This window comes from Pseudomonas sp. Fl5BN2 (assembly GCF_009908205.1).
Classification (GTDB): Bacteria; Pseudomonadota; Gammaproteobacteria; order Pseudomonadales; family Pseudomonadaceae; genus Aquipseudomonas.
This window is the reverse complement of sequence record NZ_JAAARL010000007.1, coordinates 153,124-175,639: the sequence shown is the minus strand read 5'-3', so window position 1 is coordinate 175,639 and position 22,516 is coordinate 153,124. Positions and strand designations below refer to the sequence as shown.

14 protein-coding genes are annotated in these 22,516 nt (G+C 64.4%); 4 read left to right on the top strand and 10 right to left on the bottom strand.

Going from position 1 to position 22,516, the window contains the following annotated elements; all coding sequences use genetic code 11:
• Nucleotides 1–197 precede the first annotated feature (197 nt).
• From betA to speB, 4 genes are all read right to left on the bottom strand, one after another.
• On the bottom strand, nucleotides 198–1,886 hold the full coding sequence (gene betA / locus GV819_RS12230; protein WP_161756342.1) for a choline dehydrogenase: 1,689 nt from the start codon (nucleotides 1,884–1,886) through the stop codon (nucleotides 198–200).
• Nucleotides 1,887–1,888: 2 nt separating this feature from the next.
• Nucleotides 1,889–3,457 carry a purine-cytosine permease family protein gene (locus GV819_RS12225; protein ID WP_161756341.1) on the bottom strand — a complete coding sequence of 523 codons (1,569 nt, stop codon included), beginning with the start codon at nucleotides 3,455–3,457 and terminating at the stop codon, nucleotides 1,889–1,891.
• 93 nt (nucleotides 3,458–3,550) lie between these two features.
• Nucleotides 3,551–5,059 carry an aldehyde dehydrogenase family protein gene (locus GV819_RS12220; RefSeq protein WP_161756340.1) on the bottom strand — a complete coding sequence of 503 codons (1,509 nt, stop codon included), beginning with the start codon at nucleotides 5,057–5,059 and terminating at the stop codon, nucleotides 3,551–3,553.
• Between the two features lie 89 nt (nucleotides 5,060–5,148).
• Nucleotides 5,149–6,126 carry an agmatinase gene (speB, locus tag GV819_RS12215; RefSeq protein ID WP_161756339.1) on the bottom strand — a complete coding sequence of 326 codons (978 nt, stop codon included), beginning with the start codon at nucleotides 6,124–6,126 and terminating at the stop codon, nucleotides 5,149–5,151.
• 156 nt (nucleotides 6,127–6,282) lie between these two features.
• Between speB and GV819_RS12210 the strand changes: the two genes are divergently transcribed.
• Nucleotides 6,283–7,197, top strand: a complete 915-nt coding sequence (locus GV819_RS12210; RefSeq protein WP_161756338.1) for a LysR family transcriptional regulator — start codon at nucleotides 6,283–6,285, stop codon at nucleotides 7,195–7,197.
• Between the two features lie 22 nt (nucleotides 7,198–7,219).
• Here GV819_RS12210 and lipA read toward each other — a convergent pair whose 3' ends face one another.
• From lipA to GV819_RS12180, 6 genes are all read right to left on the bottom strand, one after another.
• Nucleotides 7,220–8,197, bottom strand: a complete 978-nt coding sequence (gene lipA, locus GV819_RS12205) for a lipoyl synthase (RefSeq protein ID WP_161756337.1) — start codon at nucleotides 8,195–8,197, stop codon at nucleotides 7,220–7,222.
• Nucleotides 8,198–8,245: 48 nt separating this feature from the next.
• On the bottom strand, nucleotides 8,246–9,370 hold the full coding sequence (gene gcvT, locus GV819_RS12200; protein WP_161756336.1) for a glycine cleavage system aminomethyltransferase GcvT: 1,125 nt from the start codon (nucleotides 9,368–9,370) through the stop codon (nucleotides 8,246–8,248).
• Between the two features lie 133 nt (nucleotides 9,371–9,503).
• Complete coding sequence (gene glyA, locus GV819_RS12195; protein WP_161756335.1) at nucleotides 9,504–10,760, bottom strand: serine hydroxymethyltransferase; 1,257 nt, start codon at nucleotides 10,758–10,760, stop codon at nucleotides 9,504–9,506.
• Nucleotides 10,761–10,835: 75 nt separating this feature from the next.
• The gene (gene gcvP / locus GV819_RS12190; RefSeq protein WP_161756334.1) at nucleotides 10,836–13,700 is read right to left on the bottom strand and encodes an aminomethyl-transferring glycine dehydrogenase; all 2,865 of its coding nucleotides are present in this window, start codon (nucleotides 13,698–13,700) and stop codon (nucleotides 10,836–10,838) included.
• A 14-nt stretch (nucleotides 13,701–13,714) separates the two neighbouring features.
• Nucleotides 13,715–14,092 carry a glycine cleavage system protein GcvH gene (gene gcvH, locus GV819_RS12185; RefSeq protein ID WP_161756333.1) on the bottom strand — a complete coding sequence of 126 codons (378 nt, stop codon included), beginning with the start codon at nucleotides 14,090–14,092 and terminating at the stop codon, nucleotides 13,715–13,717.
• 291 nt (nucleotides 14,093–14,383) lie between these two features.
• On the bottom strand, nucleotides 14,384–15,928 hold the full coding sequence (locus GV819_RS12180; RefSeq protein WP_161756332.1) for a sigma-54-dependent transcriptional regulator: 1,545 nt from the start codon (nucleotides 15,926–15,928) through the stop codon (nucleotides 14,384–14,386).
• Between the two features lie 343 nt (nucleotides 15,929–16,271).
• Between GV819_RS12180 and mexE the strand changes: the two genes are divergently transcribed.
• The 3 genes from mexE to GV819_RS12165 are packed head-to-tail and all read left to right on the top strand — an operon-like array spanning nucleotide 16,272 to nucleotide 22,129.
• Nucleotides 16,272–17,519, top strand: coding sequence for a multidrug efflux RND transporter periplasmic adaptor subunit MexE (gene mexE / locus GV819_RS12175; protein ID WP_161756331.1), 1,248 nt, complete (start codon nucleotides 16,272–16,274; stop codon nucleotides 17,517–17,519).
• 15 nt (nucleotides 17,520–17,534) lie between these two features.
• The gene (locus GV819_RS12170; RefSeq protein WP_161756330.1) at nucleotides 17,535–20,714 is read left to right on the top strand and encodes an efflux RND transporter permease subunit; all 3,180 of its coding nucleotides are present in this window, start codon (nucleotides 17,535–17,537) and stop codon (nucleotides 20,712–20,714) included.
• Entirely contained in the window at nucleotides 20,711–22,129 is a 1,419-nt protein-coding gene (locus GV819_RS12165; protein WP_161756329.1) for an efflux transporter outer membrane subunit, read from the top strand. The genes GV819_RS12170 and GV819_RS12165 overlap by 4 nt, the downstream gene beginning before the upstream one ends.
• Nucleotides 22,130–22,516 lie beyond the last annotated feature (387 nt).

Below are 22,516 nucleotides of genomic sequence, written 5' to 3'. Positions count from 1 at the left end.
GCGGTCGGCGCAGGCCTGCCCCTTATGCTGGGGACAAGGCCTCTTCCCTGCTTGACCCTGCACCACAGTTTTTTGACAGCGCAGGCCCCAGGACAACGACCCGGCGAGCGCCGAGCGCGTTCGCGCATCCGGATGCTCATGCTTCCTGGACCACCTCCGGGCTGTCCAGGAAGCCTGGAGCGACAGCAGCCAGTGCCTCACACCGCGACATTGCGCACTGGCGGTTTGCTCCGCTGACGGGTTTCCCAGTCCTTGGCCAGGCCCACCTCGGCCTCGGACGGGGGCAGCATCTTGCGTCCACGCACCAGGTCGCTGGCACGCTCGGCAAGCATGATCGTCGGTGCGTTGAGGTTGCCATTGGGCTCGGTTGGAAATACCGAGGAGTCAATGACGCGCAAGCCTTCGAGGCCCCTTACCCGCAGTTGCGAATCGACCACCGCCATCTCGTCCTCGCCCATGCGGCAGGTGCCGCAAGGGTGGTAGGTGCTCTCCAGGTTGGCGCGGACGAAGGCGTCAATCTCGGCATCGCTGTTGACCTTCGGCCCTGGGGCAATCTCGCCATCGCGAAAACGGTCCATCGCCGGCTGCCCGATGATCTCCCGGGTCAGCCGTACGCAACGGCGAAAGCCCTCGCGGTCCTCTTCGCGCTGCAGGTAGTTGAACTGAATCTGCGGGTGGGTATAGGGGTCGGCCGAACGAATCCGTACATGACCACGGCTCTTGGGCTTGTTGGGCCCGGTGAGGACCATGAAGCCGTGCCCCTTGATCGGCTTGTTGCCGTCATAGCGCATCGCCGCGGGCAGGAAGTGGAACTGGATGTCGGGCCAGCGCAGCCCCTGCTCGGAGCGGATGAAACCGCCGGCCTCGAAATGGTTGGTCGCGCCCAGCCCGTCCTTGAACAGCAACCAGCGCAAGCCGATCAACAGTTTGCTCAGCGGGTCCATCTTGTTGTTCAGCGTCACCGGTTCCTTGCAGCCGAACTGGATGTAGATCTCCGCATGATCCTGCAGGTTCTCGCCGACCCCCGGCAGTTCGTGGCGAACCTCGACCCCGGCCTGGTCCAGCACCGCGGCCGGACCGATGCCCGAGCGCTGCAGCAGGTGCGGCGAACCGATTGGCCCCGCCGAAACCAGGACTTCGCGCTTGCAGCGCACCTCATGGGTGACCCCTTTGCAGTCGTAGAGCACGCCCACCGCACGCTTGCCCTCGAGGATGATGTTGCGGGTCATGGCCTTGGTCACCACCGTCAGGTTCGGGCGCTCCATGGCTGGGCGCAGGTAGGCATTGGCCGTCGAGCAGCGCACGCCGTCCTTGACGGTCATGTGCATGGCGCCGAAGCCTTCCTGCATGAACCCGTTGCAGTCGTCGGTCTTGATGTAGCCCGCCTGGGCACCCGCTTCCACCCACGCCCCGTACAGCGGGTTCTGCATGTGGTTGCCGTTGGTGGTGTGCAGCGGGCCGGTCGCGCCTCGGTAGTCATCGCCGCCGGCTTCGTAGTGTTCGGCACGCTTGAAGTACGGCAGGCAATGACGGTAGCCCCAGCCATTGGCCCCCTGCTCTTCCCATTCATCGAAGTCGTAGGCGTGGCCACGGATGTACACCAGGCCGTTGATCGACGACGAGCCGCCCAGCACCTTGCCGCGCGGGCAGTGGATCTGGCGCCCGTCAAGGTAGGGCTCGGGGTCGGTTTCATAGCGCCAGTTGTACTTGGTGGTGTTCATCGGGATCGAAAAGGCGCTGGGCATCTGGATCACCACACTGCGATCACTGCCGCCGAACTCCAGGACCAGCACCGAGGTGGTCGGGTCTTCGCTCAAGCGGTTGGCCAGTACACACCCGGCGGAGCCCGCGCCGATGATGATGTAGTCGTATTGTTGAGTCGCCATGGTTATCTCCCGAAAGTCGTGTTGCCAAGTGGCGGCAGCGAGGGCTGGGCATGCCGGTCCCCGGTGGTGTAATGCGGATTGCTGGCCTCGATCTGCTGGATCACGGTTTCTTCGCGCTTGAGATCAAGCGAACGGCTCAACCAGTAGTACGCCAGGGCCGAAACGATCAGCCCGACCAGCCAGGCCACGTCGATGTTGCCCAGTGCCTTGGCCAATGGGCCAACATAGACTTCGCGCTGCTCGACACCGTCGAAGATGTAGAAGAACGGAATCATCGCGATGAAGCCGATGGCGTACGCCGCGATTCCGCGCAGGCCCCAGTTGCCGTAGATGCTGCCGTGGGGTTGGAAGAAGTGCGGGATGGCGTAGCGCCCCTTGCGCACGAAGAAGTAGTCCGTGAGGTTGACTGCGGTCCAGGGCACCAGGAAGTACAGCATCACCACCAGGTAGATCCCCAGTACCGACAGGCCGGAACCGGAACTCTGGATGCTCAGCGACACCGCCAATTGCAGCAGGATCACGAAGATGATCGCCAGGACCCGCGCCTTGCGAGTCGGCTCGATGTGAAAGATCGAGTCGACACAGGTCAGGGTGGTCAGCTTGGCGCTGTAGATGTTCATCGCGATCACCGGCAGGAACGCCAGGATAGTCACCACCACGACCGCCGTGCCGACCAGGGGCGACACGGTATTCCCCACCTGCCCGAGGGCCACCAGGACGTCGGCGGTGTGCAAGTGCTCGGCCAGCCAGCCGCCCACGGCGATCATCCAGGCACCGGACAGCGAAGCGCCGAGGAACACCACGGCGATCAGCTTGCCGCCCGGCGTGTTCTTCGGCAGGTAGCGTGAGTAGTCGGAAACATAAGGCGCATAGGCAATGTTGTAGCTGGCCGCCGCCGCGAACTGGGTAATGAAACCGGTCCAGTTGAAGCCCAACGGCAATGGCGCGACTTCACCAGCAGCCAGTACCGGCAGCGGCGCATCGGGCACCCAGCGCATCATCACGGCCAGGGTCACCAAGCCATACAGCGGCAGCGACAGGTACAGCGCCCACTTGAAGCTGCGGTGCATCCAGTCATGCCCGAGGATCGCCAGCACCGCCGCCGGTACCGTAACCGCCAAGGCGATGGCGATGGGACTGAAACCGAACAGCGAGTGCAATCCCTGCATCATCAGGACCAGGTTGACGATGTTGAACCCGGCGAACACGAACAGCGTCGCCAGCAGCACCAGGATCACCCCGCGATAACCGAACTGCGCACGCGACTGGATCATCTGCGGCAACCCCAGGTGGGGCCCCTGGGAACCGTGGAAGGCCATGAACAAGGTGCCGAACATGATGCCCAGGGTGCCGGCCAGGGTGGTCCAGAGTGACGTCAGGCCGACACTGGGACCGACGAAACCGATGGTCATGGTGAAGAACGTGAAATTGCCCAGGAACCAGAACGGGCCCTGGCTGCGGAGTTTGTCAGTGCGCTCGCTTTCAGGAATGAAGTCGATCGAATGCCCTTCGACGGCCGAATGGCTGCCGTGGGCACTCGCACTGTTGGCGGCTTTGGATTGGGTCTGCATGATGAGGTCTCTTGTTATTGTAAAAACCATGCGAGTGATAATCACCCGAGCGCCGCTGCACGCGAGGGGACCGGGCGCAAGCCCGGCCCTGGCTCAGGGCAGCGTGATCCAGACCGCCTTGGTCTCCAGCAGAAACTCCAGTTGTTCCGCTCCCAGGTCCTTGCCGAACCCGGATTGCTTGTAGCCGCCGAAGGGCATCGACGGGTCGATGGTGCCGTGGGCGTTGACATACACCGCACCGGCCTGCAGCCGCGGTATCAGGCTGTGGACACGCCCCAGGTCGTTGGAATAGAGCGCGGCGGCAAGCCCGAACGGCGAGTCGTTGGCCAGGGCCAGGGCTTCTTCATCCTCGTCGAAAGGTGCGGTGACCAGCACCGGGCCGAAGATCTCCTCCTGGACGATGCGCATGTCGTTGCGGCAATGGGCGAAGATCGTCGGTTCGACGAAGTAGCCAGGCCCGGCGACCGGGTTGCCACCGTAGTAGAGCTCAGCGCCTTCGCGCTTGCCGATCTCGATATAGTCCATCACCCGCTCCTTCTGCAGCGCCGAAACCATCGGGCTGATGAAGCACTCGGGATCCATGCCGGGAGCCATCTTCAAGGTCCTGGTGTAGGCCACCAGTTCGCGGAGGAACGAGTCATAGACGCTGCGGTGGATATAGGCACGAGTGCCGGCATCGCAGACCTGTCCAGAATTGAAGAATACCCCGTTGGCCACGGCCCGGGCGGCAGCTGGCAGGTCGGCATCGGCAAATACGATGACCGGCGACTTGCCGCCCAGCTCTAGCGTCAGGCGCTTCATTTCATCCACCGCGGCACGCCCGACGGTGCGCCCTACCGGGGTCGAGCCGGTGAAGGTCAGCTTGTCGATGCCTGGATGGCTCGACATCGCGGCACCCACCACGCTGCCGCGCCCAGTGACGATGTTGATCACTCCATCCGGAATGCCCGCTGCCTGCACCAGTTCGGCAAAACGCAGGGCGGACAGCGAGGTCAGCTCGGCCGGCTTGACCACCGCGGTGCAGCCGGTGGCCAGGGCGGCGCCGAGTTTCCAGGCCATGGTCTGCAACGGGAAGTTCCAGGGCACGATGGCCCCCACCACGCCGACCGGTTCCTTGCGGGTATAAGCCAGGTAATTGCCTGGCAGCGAAGGCTCGACGGTGCGCCCGTGAATCTTTGTCGCCCAGCCGGCGAAATAGCGCAGGGTGTCCACCGTGCCCTGCAGGTCGACCTCTTGCGCGGCAACCACCGACTTGCCCATGTCGATCGATTCGATCTGCGCCAGCTCCAGGGCATTGGCCTCGATCAGGTCGGCCAGGCGGTGCAGCATGCGCTCACGCTCCTGGGGTTTGGCCTGGCGCCAGGCACCACCGTCGAACTGCTCGCGGGCGGCCTTGACGGCCCGATCCAGATCGTCCGTGGTGCCCATCGGGATGCAGGTGATCCGGCCTTCGGTCGAAGGCTCGATGACCTCGGAGGTCTGACCATCGCTGGCCTCGACCCACTGGCCACCGATGAACATTCTTTGTGGCTTGGAAAGGAAAGCCTGAGTGGCCTCCAGGACACCGTATTGCTGCAGGTACTGCTTGACGATTACGTCCATTCTGACTGTCTCCGGACGGCGCTGGTCAGCGCGGTCGGTTGCTCGATGATCGGCTCGTACCGGGGCTCAATACCCGGTGTGCGCGCGGCTTAGCGCAAGCGGGCCTGGGCGCGCTCGTGGAAGATGAAGCCAAGGCTGTTGAGCAGGAGCTGGGCGGCAAGGATCGAGGTCACGCCCGCCGGGTCGTAGACCGGGGCAACCTCCACCAGGTCCATGCCGACGATGTTGCCCTGGCAGCGCTTGGCCAGGGCCTGGATGATTTCCAGCACCTCGTAGTAGAGGAAGCCGCCATGGCTGGGGGTGCCCGTACCTGGTGCGATGGACGGGTCGAAGCCGTCAATGTCGATGGTGATGTAGTAGTTCACGCCCTGGGGGATCAACTCCAGCACGCCGTCGGTGCCAAGCCGGCGGACGTCGCGCACCGAGAGGATTTTCGAGCCGGCGGCATGGGCCGCTTCATAGTCGTCACGGTTGGACGAGGAGACGTTGCGGATGCCCATCTGGGTCATGCCGACAATGTGCTCCATCTCCGAGGCACGGCGCAGTGGGTTGCCGTGGCCATAACGCACGCCATGGCGCTCATCGACGAAGTCCAGGTGCGCGTCGAAGTGGATGATGTGGATCGGCCCCCGCCCCTCGTATGCCTTGATCACCGGGGCGTGCACCGAGTGGTCGCCACCCAGTACCACGGGCATGGCACCGGCATCGAGGATCTTGCGCACGGCGTATTCGATGTTGTCGTTACTGGCTTGCATATCGGTGTGGACGATATCGGCATCGCCGACATCGACCATGGTCATGTCATCGGCGGTCAGGTACAGCACATCGTCTTCATGATCGTAGGCACCGGAGTGGCCGAAGGAGAACAGCGTCGATGCCTCGCGGATGCCCCGTGGCCCGAAACGGGCGCCCGAGCGCCACTGGGTGCCCATGTCATTGGGTGCACCAAGGACCGCAACATCAGCCTTGAGGGTGTCCCAGTCAGTACACGGCGGGGATTTGGCAAAGGTGCAGTGCCCGACGAAGGGCAGGTTCAGGCGACCGGATTCATAGCCATTCTTCGACATAGTGGTGTCACTCCGATTATTGTTTTTAGGTGGACGGCCAGGCCCAGGGCCAACCGTCGCTGGAGGGACTATGGGCGCTGCTATTCATGGAGAAAATGCGCAATATCAGATATTCATATCGGCTCGCACGATGTAACGAGCTGCCGGAGGTGGGGAGTGATTCAACTGCATGATGTCGACCTGAAACTGCTCAGGGTGTTTGCGGCAATCGTCAAATGCGGAGGCTTTTCCGCGGCCCAGGCGGCGCTGAATGTCGGCCAGTCGACCATCAGTGAACAGATGACTCACCTGGAGACCCGGCTCGGGGTCAAGCTCTGCCTGCGCGGTCGCAGCGGCTTTCGCCTGACCGAGCAAGGGGTGGCGATCCACGAGGCGACCCAGCGCCTGCTCTCGGCGGTGGAGCACTTCTGCCTGGATGCTGACGTGCTCAAGCAGCACATCAGCGGCCAGCTCAACCTGGGCATCATCGACACCACCATCACCGACCCGGATTCGCCGCTGCCCAGGACCACCCAGCGCTTTGTCTCCCGTGGGCACGATGTGCACCTCAACGTCTACGTCGGCAGCCCGGCGGAGCTGGAGGAACGGGTGCTCGACGGGCGCCTGCACCTGGCCATCGGGCACTTCCCGACCCGGGTTCCGGGGCTGTTGCACGCGCTGCTGTATCACGAGGCACTGGGGTTGTATTGCGGGCGGCGCCACCCGCTGTTCGGCAGCAAGGTCGAGCAGCCCGCCCTGCTGGACGAGCTGGCCCATAGCCGGATCGTGGTGCGCGGCTACATGCAGCAATACGACCTGGAGCACCTGGGCGTGAGCAAGGCCGCGGCGACGGTGGACAACATCGAGGCGCTGGCGATCCTGATCATCTCGGGGGCCTATGTCGGTTTCCTGCCGATGCACTTCGCCGCCCAGTGGGTGACCACTGGAGAAATGCAGCAACTGGCGCCGGTGAGCATGGGGCTGCTGTCGCCGTTCGACGTCATCACCCGACGCAGCAGCGCACCGCCGCCGATCCTGCAGACGTTCCTGGAGGACCTGGCAGCCTGTTCACGGACCCTGCTCAGGACCTGAGCACAAGGAGAAGAGGGACGGCTCAGCCGTTCCCGCCGCCCCGCACCTGCTGCTCGGCGTGATAGGAAGAGCGCACCAGCGGGCCGGACGCCACGTTGCTGAAACCCATCCTCGCCCCCTCTTGGGCAAACCACGCAAAAGTCTCCGGGTGCACGAAACGCTGCACCGGCAGATGGCTGCGCGAAGGCTGCAGGTACTGGCCCAGGGTGAGCATGTCGACCTGATGCTCGCGCAGGCGCTGCATCACCTCAAGCACTTCATCGTCGGTTTCCCCCAGGCCGAGCATCAGCCCGGACTTGGTCGGCACTTGCGGCACTCGCAGCTTGAAGCCCTGCAGCAAGTCCAGCGACCACTCGAAGTCCGAGCCCGGCCGTGCGGCCCGGTACAGGCGCGGCACGGTTTCCAGGTTGTGGTTGAACACGTCCGGCGGCTCCTGCTCGGTGAGGGCCAACGCGACCTCCATGCGCCCACGGTAGTCCGGCACCAGGGTCTCCAATTGGATCCCCGGCGACCGCTTGCGGATTTCCCGCAGGCAATCGACAAAGTGCCCGGCACCGCCATCGCGCAGGTCGTCACGGTCCACCGACGTGATCACCACGTACTTCAGGCGCAGGTCGGCGATGGCAATCGCCAGGTTCTTCGGCTCGTCGGCGTCCAGCGGCCTGGGCCGGCCATGGCCGACATCGCAGAACGGGCAACGGCGGGTGCAGATGTCGCCCATGATCATGAAGGTCGCCGTACCGCCGGAGAAACACTCCCCCAGATTCGGGCAGGCGGCCTCTTCACAGACGCTGTGCAGCTTGTGCTTGCGCAGCAGTTGCTTGATCCGCGCCACCTCGGGCGAGACCGGGATGGCCACGCGAATCCACTCGGGTTTGCGCGGCAGGTCTTCGGTGGGCAGGATCTTCACCGGAATCCGCGCCACCTTCTCGGCCCCGCGCAGTTTCACTCCGGGTTGCAGCGGCTGCGGCCCGGCAGAGGTCAACGGACTTTGGGTCATGTCTGGGCTCCAGAATAAGGCGCGGCCTGCCACGGCTCGCGCGCGTGCTCAACCACGGTAATAGCGCTGCGGTACAAAGGGCGTCTTGACCACGTGCATCGGCAACGCCTTGCCACGTACCAGGGCGAAGACCTCGGTCTCCAGCGCACTGTAGCCGCTCTCGACATAACCGATGGCCAAGGGACCGTCGAGGCTCGGGCCGAAGCCGCCGCTGGTGACCCTGCCGATCACCCGCTGCTGCGCATTGACGATCTGCGCGCCTTCACGCACCGGCGTGCGCTCGCTGGGCAGCAGGCCGACGCGCTTGCTCGGCACACCCTGCTCCTGCTGGGCGAAGATCCGCTCGGCACCGGGAAAACCACCTGCGCGTGCCCCTCCAGGACGACGTGCCTTGGACAGGGCCCAGGCGAGGCTGGCCTCGATTGGAGTGAGTTGCGCATCCATGTCGTGGCCGTACAGGCACAGGCCCGCTTCCAGGCGCAACGAGTCCCGTGCGCCCAGACCGATGGCCTGCACCTCGGGCTCGGCCAGCAACGCACGCGCCAGGGCCTCGGCCCCGGCCACCGGCACGGAAATCTCGTAGCCATCCTCGCCGGTGTAGCCAGAGCGGCTGACATAGCACGGGATCCCCCGCACCCGGACCTCGGCGAACTGCATGAAGGTCATGGCTTGCACCTGTGGCGCCAGGCGCCCCAGCACCTGGGCAGCCTGCGGCCCCTGCAGGGCGAGCAAGGCCCGGCTGGCGAACAGTGATTCCACCTCGCAACGCCCTTGCAGATGCTGCTGCAGATGCGCCAGGTCCTGCTCCTTGCAGCCGGCGTTGACCACCAGCAACAGTTCGTCGTTGCCCAGGTTGGCGACCATCAGGTCATCGAGAATACCGCCCTCGCTGTTGGTGAACAGGGCATAGCGCTGCATGCCCACGGGCAGGTCGATGATGTCCACCGGCACCAGGCTTTCCAGGGCCTGCGCCGCCCCGGCACCGTGCAGGCGGATCTGGCCCATGTGCGAGACGTCGAACAGGCCCGCCTGTTCGCGGGTGTGCAAATGCTCCTTCATCACCCCCAGCGGGTACTGGACCGGCATGGCGTAGCCGGCGAACGGCACCATGCGTGCGCCAAGCTCCAGGTGCAGGGCATGCAACGGGGTGTGCAGCAGTTGTGGATTGGACATGGAGACTCCTTGAGTAAGTTGAACCGGCCCCCGCGCCTGCGCTGCTGCGCGATGCCGGCTACAGCGCACACGCCTGCGGGCATTGGCCACGCTGCGCCGGGCCGACGCTGATCGCCGGCGCCCAGCGCCACGATCAGGCCGCGTAGACCGGGAAATCGGCGCACAGGGTCGCCACCTGGCGGGCGACATTGGCCTCGACATCGGCATCACCGAGGTGGTCGAGAATGTCGCAGATCCAGGTCGCCAGGGCCCGGCACTGCGCCACCTTGAAGCCACGGGTGGTCACCGCCGGCGTGCCGATGCGCAGGCCGGAAGTGACGAACGGCGACTGCGGGTCGTTGGGCACGGCGTTCTTGTTCACCGTGATGTGCGCGCGGCCCAATGCAGCGTCCGCGTCCTTGCCGGTGATGCCCTGGCGAATCAGGCTGACCAGGAACAAGTGGTTGTCGGTACCGCCGGAGATCACGTCGTAGCCTCTCTGGATAAACACCTCGGCCATGGCCTGGGCGTTCTCGATAACCTGCGCCTGATACTGCTTGAAGCCGGGGTCCAGGGCCTCCTTGAAGCACACCGCCTTGGCCGCGATCACATGCATCAGCGGCCCGCCCTGCCCGCCTGGGAACACCGCCGAGTTGAGTTTCTTCTCCAGCTCCGGATCGGCCTTGGCCAGGATCAGGCCACCGCGTGGGCCACGCAGGGTCTTGTGGGTGGTGCTGGTAACCACGTCGGCGTAAGGCAGCGGGTTGGGATACAGGCCGGCAGCGACCAGGCCGGCGACGTGCGCCATATCGACAAACAGATAGGCCCCGACCTTGTCGGCGATTTGCCGGAAACGCGGGAAGTCCAGGGTCTTCGAGTAAGCGGAGAAGCCCGCGATGATCATTTTCGGCTGGTGTTCCACCGCCAGGCGCTCGACCTCGTTGTAGTCGATCAGCCCGGTGGCGGTGTCGATACCGTACTGCACCGCGTTGTACAGCTTGCCGGAGAAACTCACCTTGGCGCCGTGGGTCAGGTGCCCGCCGTGGGCCAGGCTCATGCCCAGCACGGTGTCGCCGGCCTGCAACAGGGCGAGGAACACCGCGGCGTTGGCCTGGCTGCCGGAGTGCGGCTGGACGTTGGCATAACCGGCGCCGAACAACTGCTTGGCGCGGTCGATGGCCAGTTGTTCGACCACATCGACATGCTCGCAACCACCGTAGTAGCGCTTGCCTGGATAACCTTCGGCGTACTTGTTGGTCAGCTCGCTGCCCTGGGCCTGCATCACCTGGGGGCTGGTGTAGTTTTCCGAGGCAATCAGCTCGATATGGTCTTCCTGGCGGCGGGCTTCACCGCGAATGGCAGAGGCCAGTGCTGGGTCAAAATCGGCCAGGGTCAGGTGGGTATGGAACATGCTCGGTTTCCTTTTTTATTCGGGTAATGGGGCTGGAGCTGGGTGTAGGGCCCGGCGCAAGTCCGGGCCTTGCCTTCAGGCGTCCTGGTAGCTTTCGATCGACGGGCAGGCACACACCAGGTTGCGGTCGCCGAACACGTTGTCGATCCGGCCCACCGGCGGCCAGTACTTGCCATCGACCAGCGACGCCACCGGGTACACCGCCTGTTCGCGGCTGTACGGATGGGACCATTCCCCCACCAGCTCGGCCGCAGTGTGCGGGGCGTTTTTCAGTGGGTTGTCGTCCTTGTCCAGCAGGCCGCTTTCCACCGCACGGATTTCCTCGCGGATGCGGATCATCGCGTCGCAAAAACGATCCAGCTCTTGCCTGGATTCACTTTCGGTGGGCTCGATCATCAGCGTGCCGGCCACCGGGAACGACATGGTCGGGGCGTGGAAACCAAAGTCGATCAGGCGCTTGGCCACGTCATCGACACTGATACCGCTGCTGTCTTTCAGCGGGCGCAGGTCGAGGATGCATTCGTGGGCCACCAGGCCGTTGCTGCCGGTGTAGAGCACCGGGTAATGCTCTTCCAGGCGCCGCGAGATGTAGTTGGCATTGAGGATCGCCAATTGCGAGGCGCGCTTGAGGCCGGCGCCACCCATCATGCGGATGTACATCCAGGTGATCGGCAGGATGCTGGCGCTGCCGAACGGTGCGGCACAGACCGCGCCCTTCTTGTTTTCCAGCGCGGCGTGGCCGGGCAGGAACGGCGCCAGGTGCGACTTGACGCCGATCGGGCCGACGCCCGGACCGCCACCGCCGTGGGGAATGCAGAAGGTCTTGTGCAGGTTCAGGTGCGATACGTCGCCGCCGAACTTGCCCGGCGCGCAGAGGCCGACCATCGCATTCATGTTGGCGCCGTCGATGTACACCTGGCCGCCGTTGTCATGAATGATCCCGCAGATTTCGCGGATGCCTTCCTCGAACACGCCGTGGGTCGAGGGGTAGGTGATCATCAGCGCGGCGAGGTGTTCGCGGTGCTCGATGGCCTTGGCCCGCAGGTCCTCGATGTCGACGTTGCCGCGGGCGTCGCAGGCGGTGACCACCACGCGCATGCCGGCCATGTTGGCGGTGGCCGGGTTGGTGCCGTGGGCCGACGATGGAATCAGGCAGATATCGCGACGGTCGTCGCCACGGCTCTGGTGATAGGCACGAATGGCCAGCAGGCCGGCGTACTCGCCCTGGGAGCCGGCGTTGGGCTGCAGCGACACCGCGTCGTAGCCGGTGGCGGCGCAGAGCATGGCTTCCAGCTCAGTGGTCAGTTGCTGGTAGCCGGCACTTTGCTCGGCCGGGGCGAACGGATGCAGCGCGCCGAACTCGGCCCAGGTGATCGGGATCATTTCGCTGGCGGCGTTGAGCTTCATGGTGCAGGAGCCCAGCGGGATCATGGTGCGATCCAGGGCCAGGTCCTTGTCCGCCAGCTTGCGCAGGTAGCGCATCAGCTCGGTTTCCGAGTGATAGCGGTTGAACACCGGGTGGCTGAGGATCGCCGACTGGCGCACCAGGGCTGCGGGGATGCTGCTGGTGACCGAAGCCGCCAGCGCGGCGAAGTCTGGCGCGGGCTTGTCGTCGGCCAGCAGGCTCCACAGGGTTTCAACGTCGGCCGCAGTGGTGGTTTCGTCCAGGGACAGACCCAGGCGCTCGGCATCGATCACCCGCAGGTTGATGCCTTGGGCGCGAGCCTTGTCGTGCAGTGCGGCGGTGCGGCCGGCGGTGTGCAGGCTCAGGGTGTCGAAGAAGTTCTGCTGCTCCACGACCAGACCCAGATCGTTCAGGCCTTTGGCCAGGATCGCGGTCAACTGGTGGATGCGCTGGGCAATCTGGATCAGGCCCTTGGGACCGTGGTACACGGCGTACATGCTGGCAATGTTGGCCAGCAGCACCTGGGCGGTGCAGATGTTGCTGGTGGCCTTCTCGCGGCGGATGTGCTGCTCGCGGGTCTGCATCGCCAGGCGCAGGGCCGGCTTGCCGAAACGGTCTACAGAGACGCCCACCAGGCGGCCGGGCATGTCGCGCTTGAAGGCATCGCGAGTGGCGAAGTAAGCCGCGTGCGGGCCACCGAAGCCCAGCGGTACACCGAAGCGCTGGGCGCTGCCGATGGCCACGTCGGCGCCGAACTCACCGGGCGGGGTCAGCAGGGTCAGGGCCAGCAGGTCGGCGGCCACCGCCACCAGGGCGTTGGCGGCATGGAAGCGTTCGGTCAGTTCGCGGTAGTCGAACAGGTCGCCGTTGCTCGCCGGGTATTGCAGCAGCGCGCCGAAGAACGGGCTGAGGTCAGTCAGCTGGCGCTCATCACCCACCACCACCTTGATCCCCAGGGGCTCGGCCCGGGTGCGTAGCACGTCGAGGGTTTGCGGGTGGCAATGCACCGAGGCGAAGAACGCGTGGCTGCCCTTGTTCTTGCTCAGGCGCTGGCAGAAGGTCATGGCTTCGGCGGCGGCGGTGCCTTCATCGAGCAGCGAGGCGTTGGCGATCGGCAGGCCGCTGAGGTCGCTGATCAAGGTCTGGAAGTTCAGCAGCGCTTCCAGGCGGCCCTGGGAGATTTCCGGTTGGTACGGGGTGTAGGCGGTGTACCAGGCCGGGTTTTCCAGGAGGTTGCGCAGGATCGGCGATGGCGTGTGGCAGCTGTAGTAACCCTGGCCGATGTAGGTCTTGAACAGCTGGTTGTTGGCGGCGATGGCCTTGATCGAGGCCAGGGCCTGGGCTTCGCTCTGGCCGTGGCCCAGCTCCAGTACGCTGGTGCCCTTGATGCTGTCGGGGATGATGCTGGCGATCAGCGCCGCCAGCGACTCATGGCCGATCACCGCCAGCATGGCCTGCTCGTCATCCTGGCGCGGGCCGATATGCCGGGCAATGAACTCGTTGTCGGTGGCGGACGGGGTCTGTGCTCTGCTCATGTCAGCACCCCGGCTCAGGCGTTATCGGCCAGGAAACGGTCGTAGCCGTCCTGGTCCAGCAGGCCGTCGAGGGCCGCGAGGTCGTCGATGCGGATGCGCAGGAACCAGCCCTCCGCCATCGGTGAAGCGTTGACCAGCTCCGGGGTCTCGCTCAGTGCCTGGTTCACCGCCACCACCTCGCCGGTCAGCGGCATGCTGATCGCGCTGGCGGCCTTCACCGACTCCACCACCGCCACTTCGTAGCCTTCCTCATAGGCACCTGGTTCCGGCAACTGGACGAACACCACATCGCCCAGGGCCTCCTGGGCAAAGGTGGTGATGCCGACCGTCAGCTCGCCGGAGTCTTCCAGGCGCAGCCATTCATGCTCGAGAGTAAAACGCAGCGTGCTCATGAATCTTCCTCTTGTTATCAGTGTGTCCTGGGGCAGGACGAACAGGCGAGCGTGCAAACGGCTCGGCTGGATGAACAAGAGCAAGGCGGATGCCAATAGAAGTAAATGCTTGACTATCAATGAGTTAATTAAGATTTCGGCAACTTGCCGGTGAACCCCTGGAGCGAAATCGCTCCAGGGGTTCAAGCACATCCCGCGGCCTGGCCGGGCGCAACCGCAGCCAAGCATGGCTGACGCACAAGCGGAGCGAAATCGCTCCACTGGAGCACAATCGAACCACCCGCCCCGCCGTCACTCCAGGGACCGAGAGGAAATCCCGTATTTGCGCAACCGCTGGCCAATGGCTGTGTGAGACGTCTGCAGGCGCTGGGCCAGTTGGCGGGTCGAGGGATAGGCTGCGTAGAAGCGCTCCAGCAAGGATTTCTCGTACCCCTGCATCGCCGCCTCGAGGCTGGAAACCTCCTCGGGGCCGACCTGCTGGCTGACCAGCGCGGTCCCGGCCAGCTCCAGCCCGTCGCAATCGATCACCGCGCCTTCGCAAATCGCCGCCGCGCGGAAAATCACGTTCTGCAATTGCCGCACATTGCCTGCCCAGCGATTGCCCAGCAGCAGCGGGTATGTCGCCAGGGCCAGGTGGCAAGGCGCACGCTGGATCTGGGTGCAGGCTTGACGCAGGAAGTGCTCGGCCAAGAGGATGATGTCCTGGCCACGTTCGCGCAGCGCCGGGACCATCAGGTTGAGCACGTTGAGACGGTAATACAGATCCTCGCGGAAACTGCCTTCCGCCACCATGCGCTCGAGGTTGCGGTGCGTGGCGCACAACACCCGGACATTGACCTGCACTTCACGGTCGCCACCGACGCGGCGGAAACAGCCGTCGCTGAGAAACCGCAGGAGCTTGGCCTGCAGGTAAGGCGACATTTCCCCCACTTCATCGAGAAACACCGTGCCGCTGTCCGACAGCTCCAGCAACCCCGGCTTGCCGCCACGCTGGGCCCCGGTAAAGGCCCCCGCGGAATAGCCGAACAACTCGCTCTCGGCCAGGCTTTCGGGGAGCGCCGCACAGTTCAGCGCCAGGAACGGCGCGTCACGGCGCGCGCTCAAGGCATGGCAGGCGCGCGCTACCAGCTCTTTGCCGGTGCCGGTTTCGCCCTGGATCAACAAGGGTGCATCGAGGCCAGCCACTTTGTGCAGGCGGGCCTTGAGTTGCTTGAGCGCCGCGGACTTGCCCAGCAAGGCATCGAGGCCTTCGGCGTGATCGTGGTGCAACGAGGCCAGGCGCTCGCCGATACGGCTCGGCGGATACAGGGTCAGCAGCCCGCCGGCCAACAACCGTCGGTGCTGTGCCCCACCGGTAATGGGAGTGGCATCCAGCAGCAAGTCCTGCCCCATGAAGTTGACCTCGCACATCGGCAGGCGAAAGCCCTTGTCGATCAGGGTCTGCGCCAGCACCGATTCGGCGAACAACTGCGACAGCGGCTCCCCCGCCGGCTCGCGACCGCACAATTCCACCAGCTTGGGGTTGGCCAACAACACATAGCCCGCAGGATCGACTGCCAGCACCGGGTCACTCATGGCGGCCAGCAACGCGTCCAGTTGCAGGTGCCGACGCTGGCCTGGCAGCAAGTCCACCCGTTCGACGGCCTTGACCCCTTCCACCCGCAGTAACGCGTAGTTGAGCTCATCGAGTACCGCCTGGCTCAGGTCCGGGGCGTCGATGTAGACGTTCGGCGGGATCATCTCCACCGCGTCCAGGTTGAGATTGCGCGCGCCGAGCAAGGCCAGGACTTCCTGGGTAATGCCGACGCGGTCGTGGAAACTGACGTGGATTCGCATGATGGTCTCTGGGGCTGCGGCGCTGGATTGAGGGTGATCTTGCTGGCCGCGATGAAGCCAGCGCCGGTGATACCCGGCGGGATCCATGATGGGCATTGTCAGCGGTGCGGGTAAAGAGAGGAACCGATCCAGCAGGCATTTCCCCCGGCCGCTGTTACCGGCACGGAAACATTGAATTGCATTCCCAGCAATTGATAGCAACCTAACTAAAGGTGCATGCTAGAGGGCTTGCTTGGGTCTTATATCATTCCGAATGATAGTTACCTTCGCTTCATTCGATTCGTGAGATACCACCCCCGCCGAGCATCATCCGCCCATCTTAAATTACCTTGGCGGATGCACCATGGACCAGTCAGTCAAACTCTTACGCTTTCCACTGGCCGCGCTTGCCGTGCTGGTGCTGAGCGCTTGTGGCAAAGCCCCGGAAACCGCCTCCGCCCCACCGGCTGCCAAAGTCAGCGTGGCCAAGGTGCTAGAACAACCGGTCAACGAATGGGATGAGTTCACCGGACGCCTGGAAGCCCCGGAAACCGTCGAGATTCGCCCGCGGGTCTCAGGCCAGATCGATCAGGTGGCGTTCACCGAAGGCGCCTTGGTGAAGAAAGGCGACCTGCTGTTCCAGATCGACCCTCGGCCGTTCCAGGCCGAAGTACGGCGCCTGGAAGCCCAGTTGCAACAAGCCCGGGCCGGCGCAACCCGCAGTGCCAACGAAGCCCAGCGCGGCCAGCGCCTGCTGAGCAGCAACGCGATCTCCGCCGAACTTGCCGACACCCGCACCAGCGCCGCCCAGGAAGCCCGCGCCGGGGTCGACGCAATCCAGGCGCAACTGGACGTAGCCAAGCTCAACCTGAGCTTCACCCGCGTGGTTGCGCCCATCAGCGGTCGCGTCAGCCGCGCACAGATCACCGCCGGCAACCTGGTGACCGCCGACACCACCCCGCTCACCAGCCTGGTCTCCACCGACAAGGTCTACGCCTACTTCGATGCGGATGAGCGCGTATACCTCAAGTACACCCAGCTCGCCCGCCAGGGCCAGCGCGGCCAGACCACGCCGGTGTACCTGGGCCTGTCCAATGAAGAAGGCCATCCGCACCAGGGGCAAATGAACTTCGTCGACAACCAGGTCAACCCCAAGACCGGCACCATCCGTGGTCGCGCGGTGTTCGACAACAGCGAAGGCAGCTACACCCCGGGCCTCTATGCGCGCCTGAAACTGGTGGGCAGCGGCACCTATTCGGCAATGCTGATCAACGACGAAGCGGTGGGCACCGACCTGGGCAAGAAGTTCGTACTGGTGATGGACGCCGACAACAAGCCGGCCTACCGCGCCGTCGAACTGGGGCCGAAGATCGAAGGCCTGCGCATCGTGCGCAACGGCCTGAGCAAGGACGACACGATCATCGTCAAGGGTTTGCAGCGGGCACGCCCGGGCGCACCGGTCACGCCTGAAGTGATCCCCATGGCCAGCAAGGAAACCCTCGCCGCCCTGGCCCAACAACGCCAAGCACTGGAAGCCAGCAACCTGCCGCAGGTCACCCCTGCCAAGGCGGCTCCGGCTGTGAAACTCGCCGCTGCGACACCGCGCGGTTAAGGGACGACTCTCAAGATGAATTTTTCCCAGTTCTTCATTTCAAGGCCGATCTTCGCCGCGGTACTGTCGCTGCTGATCCTGATCGCCGGCGCCATCTCGCTGTTCCAGCTGCCGATCAGCGAATACCCGGAAGTGGTGCCACCGACCGTGGTGGTACGTGCCAACTTCCCGGGGGCCAACCCCAAGGTCATCGGTGAAACCGTGGCCGCGCCACTGGAACAGGCGATCACCGGGGTCGAGAACATGCTCTACATGTCCTCGCAATCCACCGCTGATGGCAAGATCACCCTGACCATCACCTTCGCCCTGGGCACCGACCTGGACAATGCGCAGGTACAGGTACAGAACCGCGTGACCCGGACCCAACCGAAGTTGCCGGAGGAAGTGACACGCATCGGCATCACCGTCGACAAGGCCTCGCCCGACCTGACCATGGTTGTGCACTTGACCTCGCCGGACAAACGCTACGACATGCTCTACCTGTCCAACTACGCCCTGCTCAACATCAAGGATGAGCTGGCGCGCCTGGGCGGTGTCGGTGATGTGCAGCTGTTCGGCATGGGCGACTACTCGCTGCGGGTCTGGCTCGATCCGAACAAGACCGCTTCGCGCAACCTCACCGCCACTGACGTGGTCACCGCGATCCGCGAGCAGAACCGCCAGGTCGCGGCCGGCGCCCTGGGTACGCCCCCGGCCCCCAACGCCACCAGCTTCCAGCTGTCGGTCAACACCCAAGGGCGTCTGGTCACCGAGGAAGAGTTCGAGAACATCATCATTCGCGCAGGCGACAATGGTGAAATCACCCGCCTCAAGGACATTGCCCGGGTCGAGCTGGGTTCCAGCCAGTACGCCCTGCGCTCCTTGCTGAACAACCAGCCGGCGGTGGCGATCCCGATCTTCCAGCGCCCGGGCTCGAATGCCATCGAGATCTCCAATGAAGTGCGGGCCAAGATGGCCGAACTGAAGCAGAGCTTCCCCGAAGGCATGGACTTCAGCATCGTCTACGACCCGACCATCTTCGTCCGCGGTTCCATCGAAGCGGTGGTGCACACCCTGTTCGAAGCACTGATCCTGGTAGTGCTGGTGGTGATCCTGTTCCTGCAGACCTGGCGCGCCTCGATCATCCCGCTGGTGGCGGTTCCGGTGTCATTGATCGGTACCTTTGCCGTCATGCACATGTTCGGCTTCTCGCTCAACGCCCTGTCGCTGTTCGGACTGGTGTTGGCCATCGGTATCGTGGTGGACGACGCCATCGTCGTGGTGGAGAACGTCGAGCGCAACATCGAGCTGGGCCTGACCCCGATCGAAGCCACCAAGCGTGCCATGCGTGAAGTGACCGGCCCGATCATCGCCACGGCCCTGGTGCTGTGCGCGGTGTTCATTCCTGCCGCCTTCATCAGCGGCCTGACCGGCCAGTTCTACAAGCAGTTCGCCCTGACCATTGCCATTTCCACGGTGATATCGGCATTCAACTCGCTGACCCTGTCGCCGGCTCTGGCGGCGGTATTGCTCAAGGGCCACGACGCGCCAAAAGACCGTTTCTCCAAGTTGCTCGACACGCTCTTCGGCGGCTGGCTGTTCCGCCCGTTCAACCGCTTCTTCGAACGAGCAAGCCATGGTTACGTGGGGACTGTGCGCCGGGTCATCCGTGGCAGCGGCATCGCCCTGTTCCTGTATGCCGGCCTGATGGTGCTGACCTGGTTCGGCTTCGCCCATACCCCGACCGGCTTCGTTCCACCCCAGGACAAACAGTACCTGGTGGCCTTCGCCCAACTGCCGGACGCCGCGAGCCTGGACCGTACCGAAGAGGTGATCAAGCGCATGTCCGACCTGGCCCTGAAACAGCCGGGCGTGGAAAGCGCAGTGGCCTTCCCAGGCCTGTCGATCAACGGCTTCACCAACAGCCCGAACAACGGCATCGTCTTCGTGACCCTGAAACCGTTCAACGAGCGCAAGGACCCGAGCATGTCCGCCGGGGCCATCGCCGGTGCCCTGAACGGCAAGTACGCCGACATCCAGGAAGCTTACATGGCGATCTTCCCACCGCCGCCGGTACAGGGCCTGGGCACCATTGGCGGCTTCCGCCTGCAAGTCGAGGACCGCAGCGGCCTGGGTTACGAGGAGCTGTACAAGGAAGTGCAGAACGTCATTACCAAAAGCCGTAGCGTGCCGGAACTGGCCGGCCTGTTCACCAGCTACCAGGTCAACGTGCCGCAGGTCGATGCCGCCATCGACCGGGAAAAGGCCAAGACCCACGGCGTGGCGATCAGCGACATCTTCGACACCCTGCAGATCTACCTGGGTTCGCTGTATGCCAACGACTTCAACCGCTTTGGGCGCACCTATCAGGTCAACGTTCAGGCCGAGCAGCAGTTCCGCCTGGAGTCCGAGCAGATCGGCCAACTGAAAGTGCGTAACAACAAGGGCGAGATGATCCCGCTGGCGACCTTCATCAAGGTCAGCGACACCTCGGGCCCGGACCGGGTGATGCACTACAACGGCTTTGTCACCGCTGAAATCAACGGCGCCGCTGCCCCCGGCTACAGCTCCGGCCAGGCTGAAGCGGCGATCGAGAAACTGCTCAAGGAAGAACTGCCCAACGGCATGACCTACGAATGGACCGAGCTGACCTACCAGCAGATCCTTTCCGGCAACACCGCGCTGTTCGTGTTCCCGCTCTGCGTGCTCCTGGCCTTCCTGGTACTGGCCGCGCAATACGAGAGCTGGAGCCTGCCGCTGGCGGTGATCCTGATCGTGCCGATGACCCTGCTGTCGGCGATCACCGGGGTGATCATGTCCGGTGGCGACAACAACATCTTTACCCAGATCGGCCTGATCGTACTGGTGGGCCTGGCGTGCAAGAACGCGATTCTGATCGTCGAGTTCGCCAAGGATAAACAGCAGGAAGGCCTCGACCCGCTGGCGGCGGTGCTGGAAGCCTGCCGCCTGCGTCTGCGGCCGATCCTGATGACCTCGTTCGCCTTCATCATGGGTGTGGTGCCCCTGGTGTTCTCCAGCGGTGCCGGTGCGGAAATGCGTCACGCCATGGGAGTCGCGGTGTTCTCCGGGATGCTCGGGGTGACCTTCTTCGGCCTGCTGCTGACCCCGGTGTTCTACGTCCTGATCCGTAATTTCGTCGAGCGTGGCGAAGCCCGCAAAGCGGCCCGTGCCCTGCAACTGGAGGCGCAACAATGAGCCTGAAAGTCTTCCTGCCGAGCCTCCTGGTACTGGCCCTGAGCGCCTGTGCCGTTGGCCCGGACTACAAGACCCCGGCCCCGGAGGCGGCCAACATCACGGCCGCCGCCGATGGCAGCGCCAAGCAGAACTTTGACCGTGCACGTTTCGAAGGCATCTGGTGGCAGCAGTTCGATGACCCGACCCTCAACCAGTTGGTGACTCAATCCCTGCAAGGCAACCGCGAGTTGCGCGTGGCCTTTGCCCGCCTGCGGGCCGCCCGGGCGATTCGCGATGACGCCAGCAACGATGCGATGCCCACCATCACCAGCCGCGCCAGCAGCGACCTGGCCAAGGGGCAGATCCCTGGCCAGACCAGCAAGCGGGTCAACAGCGAGCGCTACGACCTGGGCCTGGACATGGCCTGGGAGCTGGACCTGTTCGGCCGCATCCAGCGCAACCTGGAAGCCACCGACGCCGACCAGCAGGCCGCCGAAGCCGATCTCTACCAGTTGCAAGTCACCATGATTGCCGAGCTGGTGGACGCCTACGGCCAACTGCGTGGCGCCCAGTTACGGGAAAAGATCGCCCTGGCCAACCTGAACAACCAGCAGGCATCGCGCAAGATCACCGAAAGCCTGCGCGATGCCGGGGTGGGCGACCAGCTCGATGTGGTCCGCGCCGATGCGCGCCTGGCATCGGTGGAAGCCAGCGTGCCGCAACTGCAGGCCGAACAGACCCGCCAGCGCAACCGCATCGCCACCCTGTTGGGTGAGCGCCCGGACAAACTGACCGTCGACCTTGCGCCGGCCCAATTGCCGGCGATTGCCAAGGCGCTGCCGATTGGAGATCCGGGCGAACTGCTGCAACGGCGCCCGGACATCCTCAGCGCCGAACGCAAACTGGCCGCGGCCACCGCGCGTATCGGCGTGGCCAAGGCCGACCTGTTCCCTCGGGTCAGCCTCAGCGGTTTCCTGGGTTTCACCGCCGGACGCGGTTCGCAGATCGGCTCCAGTGCGGCCAATGCCTGGGCCCTGGGCCCGAGCATCACCTGGGCGGCCTTCGATTTGGGCAGCGTGCGGGCCCGCTTGCGTGGCGCCGATGCCAACGCCGATGGCGCCCTGGCCAACTATGAGCAGCAAGTGCTGTTGGCCCTGGAAGAGTCGGAAAACGCCTTCAGCGACTACGGCAAGCGCCAGCAACGGCTGATCTCGCTGATCCGCCAGAGCGAGTCCAGCCGCGCCGCGGCCGACCTCGCCGAGATCCGCTACCGCGAAGGCACCGTGGACTTCCTGGTGTTGCTGGACGCCCAGCGGGAACGCCTGGCGGCCGAAGACTCCCAGGCCCTGGCCGAAGTCGACCTGTACCGCGGCATCGTCGCCATCTACAAAGCCCTGGGTGGCGGCTGGCAGCCACAGACAGTGGCCAGCAAGTAAGGATTTGCAACGAGCTCCTTTGGTTGGCCGCAACCAACCAAATTTTTGCCCCGTGGATCATTCGGTCGCGGGGCTTTTTTTGCTCGTCTCGGGGACGCCTTCGCCGGCAAGCCGGCTCCTACAAATATCCGCACATTCCCTGCCAGCCGTAGGCGCTGGCTTGCCAGCGAAGGCGCCCGCCAGAACGCCACACAGCTCAAGACCCTCTCCGCCGGCAAGCCGGCTCCTGCAAATATCCGCACATTCCCTGCCAGCCGTAGGAGCTGGCTTGCCAGCGAAGGCGCCCGCCAGAACGCCACTCAGCTCAAGGCCCGCTTCGCCGGCAAGCCGGCTCCTACAAATATCCGCACATTCCCTGCCAGCCGTAGGAGCTGGCTTGCCAGCGAA

Coding starts and splice junctions, on each gene's coding strand:
- speB (WP_161756339.1), bottom strand. CDS start 6,126: ATGTCGAAGAATGGCTATGAATCCGGTCGCCTGAACCTGCCCTTCGTC.
- GV819_RS12170 (WP_161756330.1), top strand. CDS start 17,535: ATGAATTTTTCCCAGTTCTTCATTTCAAGGCCGATCTTCGCCGCGGTA.
- glyA (WP_161756335.1), bottom strand. CDS start 10,760: ATGTTCCATACCCACCTGACCCTGGCCGATTTTGACCCAGCACTGGCC.
- GV819_RS12220 (WP_161756340.1), bottom strand. CDS start 5,059: ATGGACGTAATCGTCAAGCAGTACCTGCAGCAATACGGTGTCCTGGAG.
- GV819_RS12180 (WP_161756332.1), bottom strand. CDS start 15,928: ATGCGAATCCACGTCAGTTTCCACGACCGCGTCGGCATTACCCAGGAA.
- GV819_RS12225 (WP_161756341.1), bottom strand. CDS start 3,457: ATGCAGACCCAATCCAAAGCCGCCAACAGTGCGAGTGCCCACGGCAGC.
- gcvH (WP_161756333.1), bottom strand. CDS start 14,092: ATGAGCACGCTGCGTTTTACTCTCGAGCATGAATGGCTGCGCCTGGAA.
- gcvP (WP_161756334.1), bottom strand. CDS start 13,700: ATGAGCAGAGCACAGACCCCGTCCGCCACCGACAACGAGTTCATTGCC.
- GV819_RS12165 (WP_161756329.1), top strand. CDS start 20,711: ATGAGCCTGAAAGTCTTCCTGCCGAGCCTCCTGGTACTGGCCCTGAGC.
- lipA (WP_161756337.1), bottom strand. CDS start 8,197: ATGACCCAAAGTCCGTTGACCTCTGCCGGGCCGCAGCCGCTGCAACCC.
- gcvT (WP_161756336.1), bottom strand. CDS start 9,370: ATGTCCAATCCACAACTGCTGCACACCCCGTTGCATGCCCTGCACCTG.
- mexE (WP_161756331.1), top strand. CDS start 16,272: ATGGACCAGTCAGTCAAACTCTTACGCTTTCCACTGGCCGCGCTTGCC.
- betA (WP_161756342.1), bottom strand. CDS start 1,886: ATGGCGACTCAACAATACGACTACATCATCATCGGCGCGGGCTCCGCC.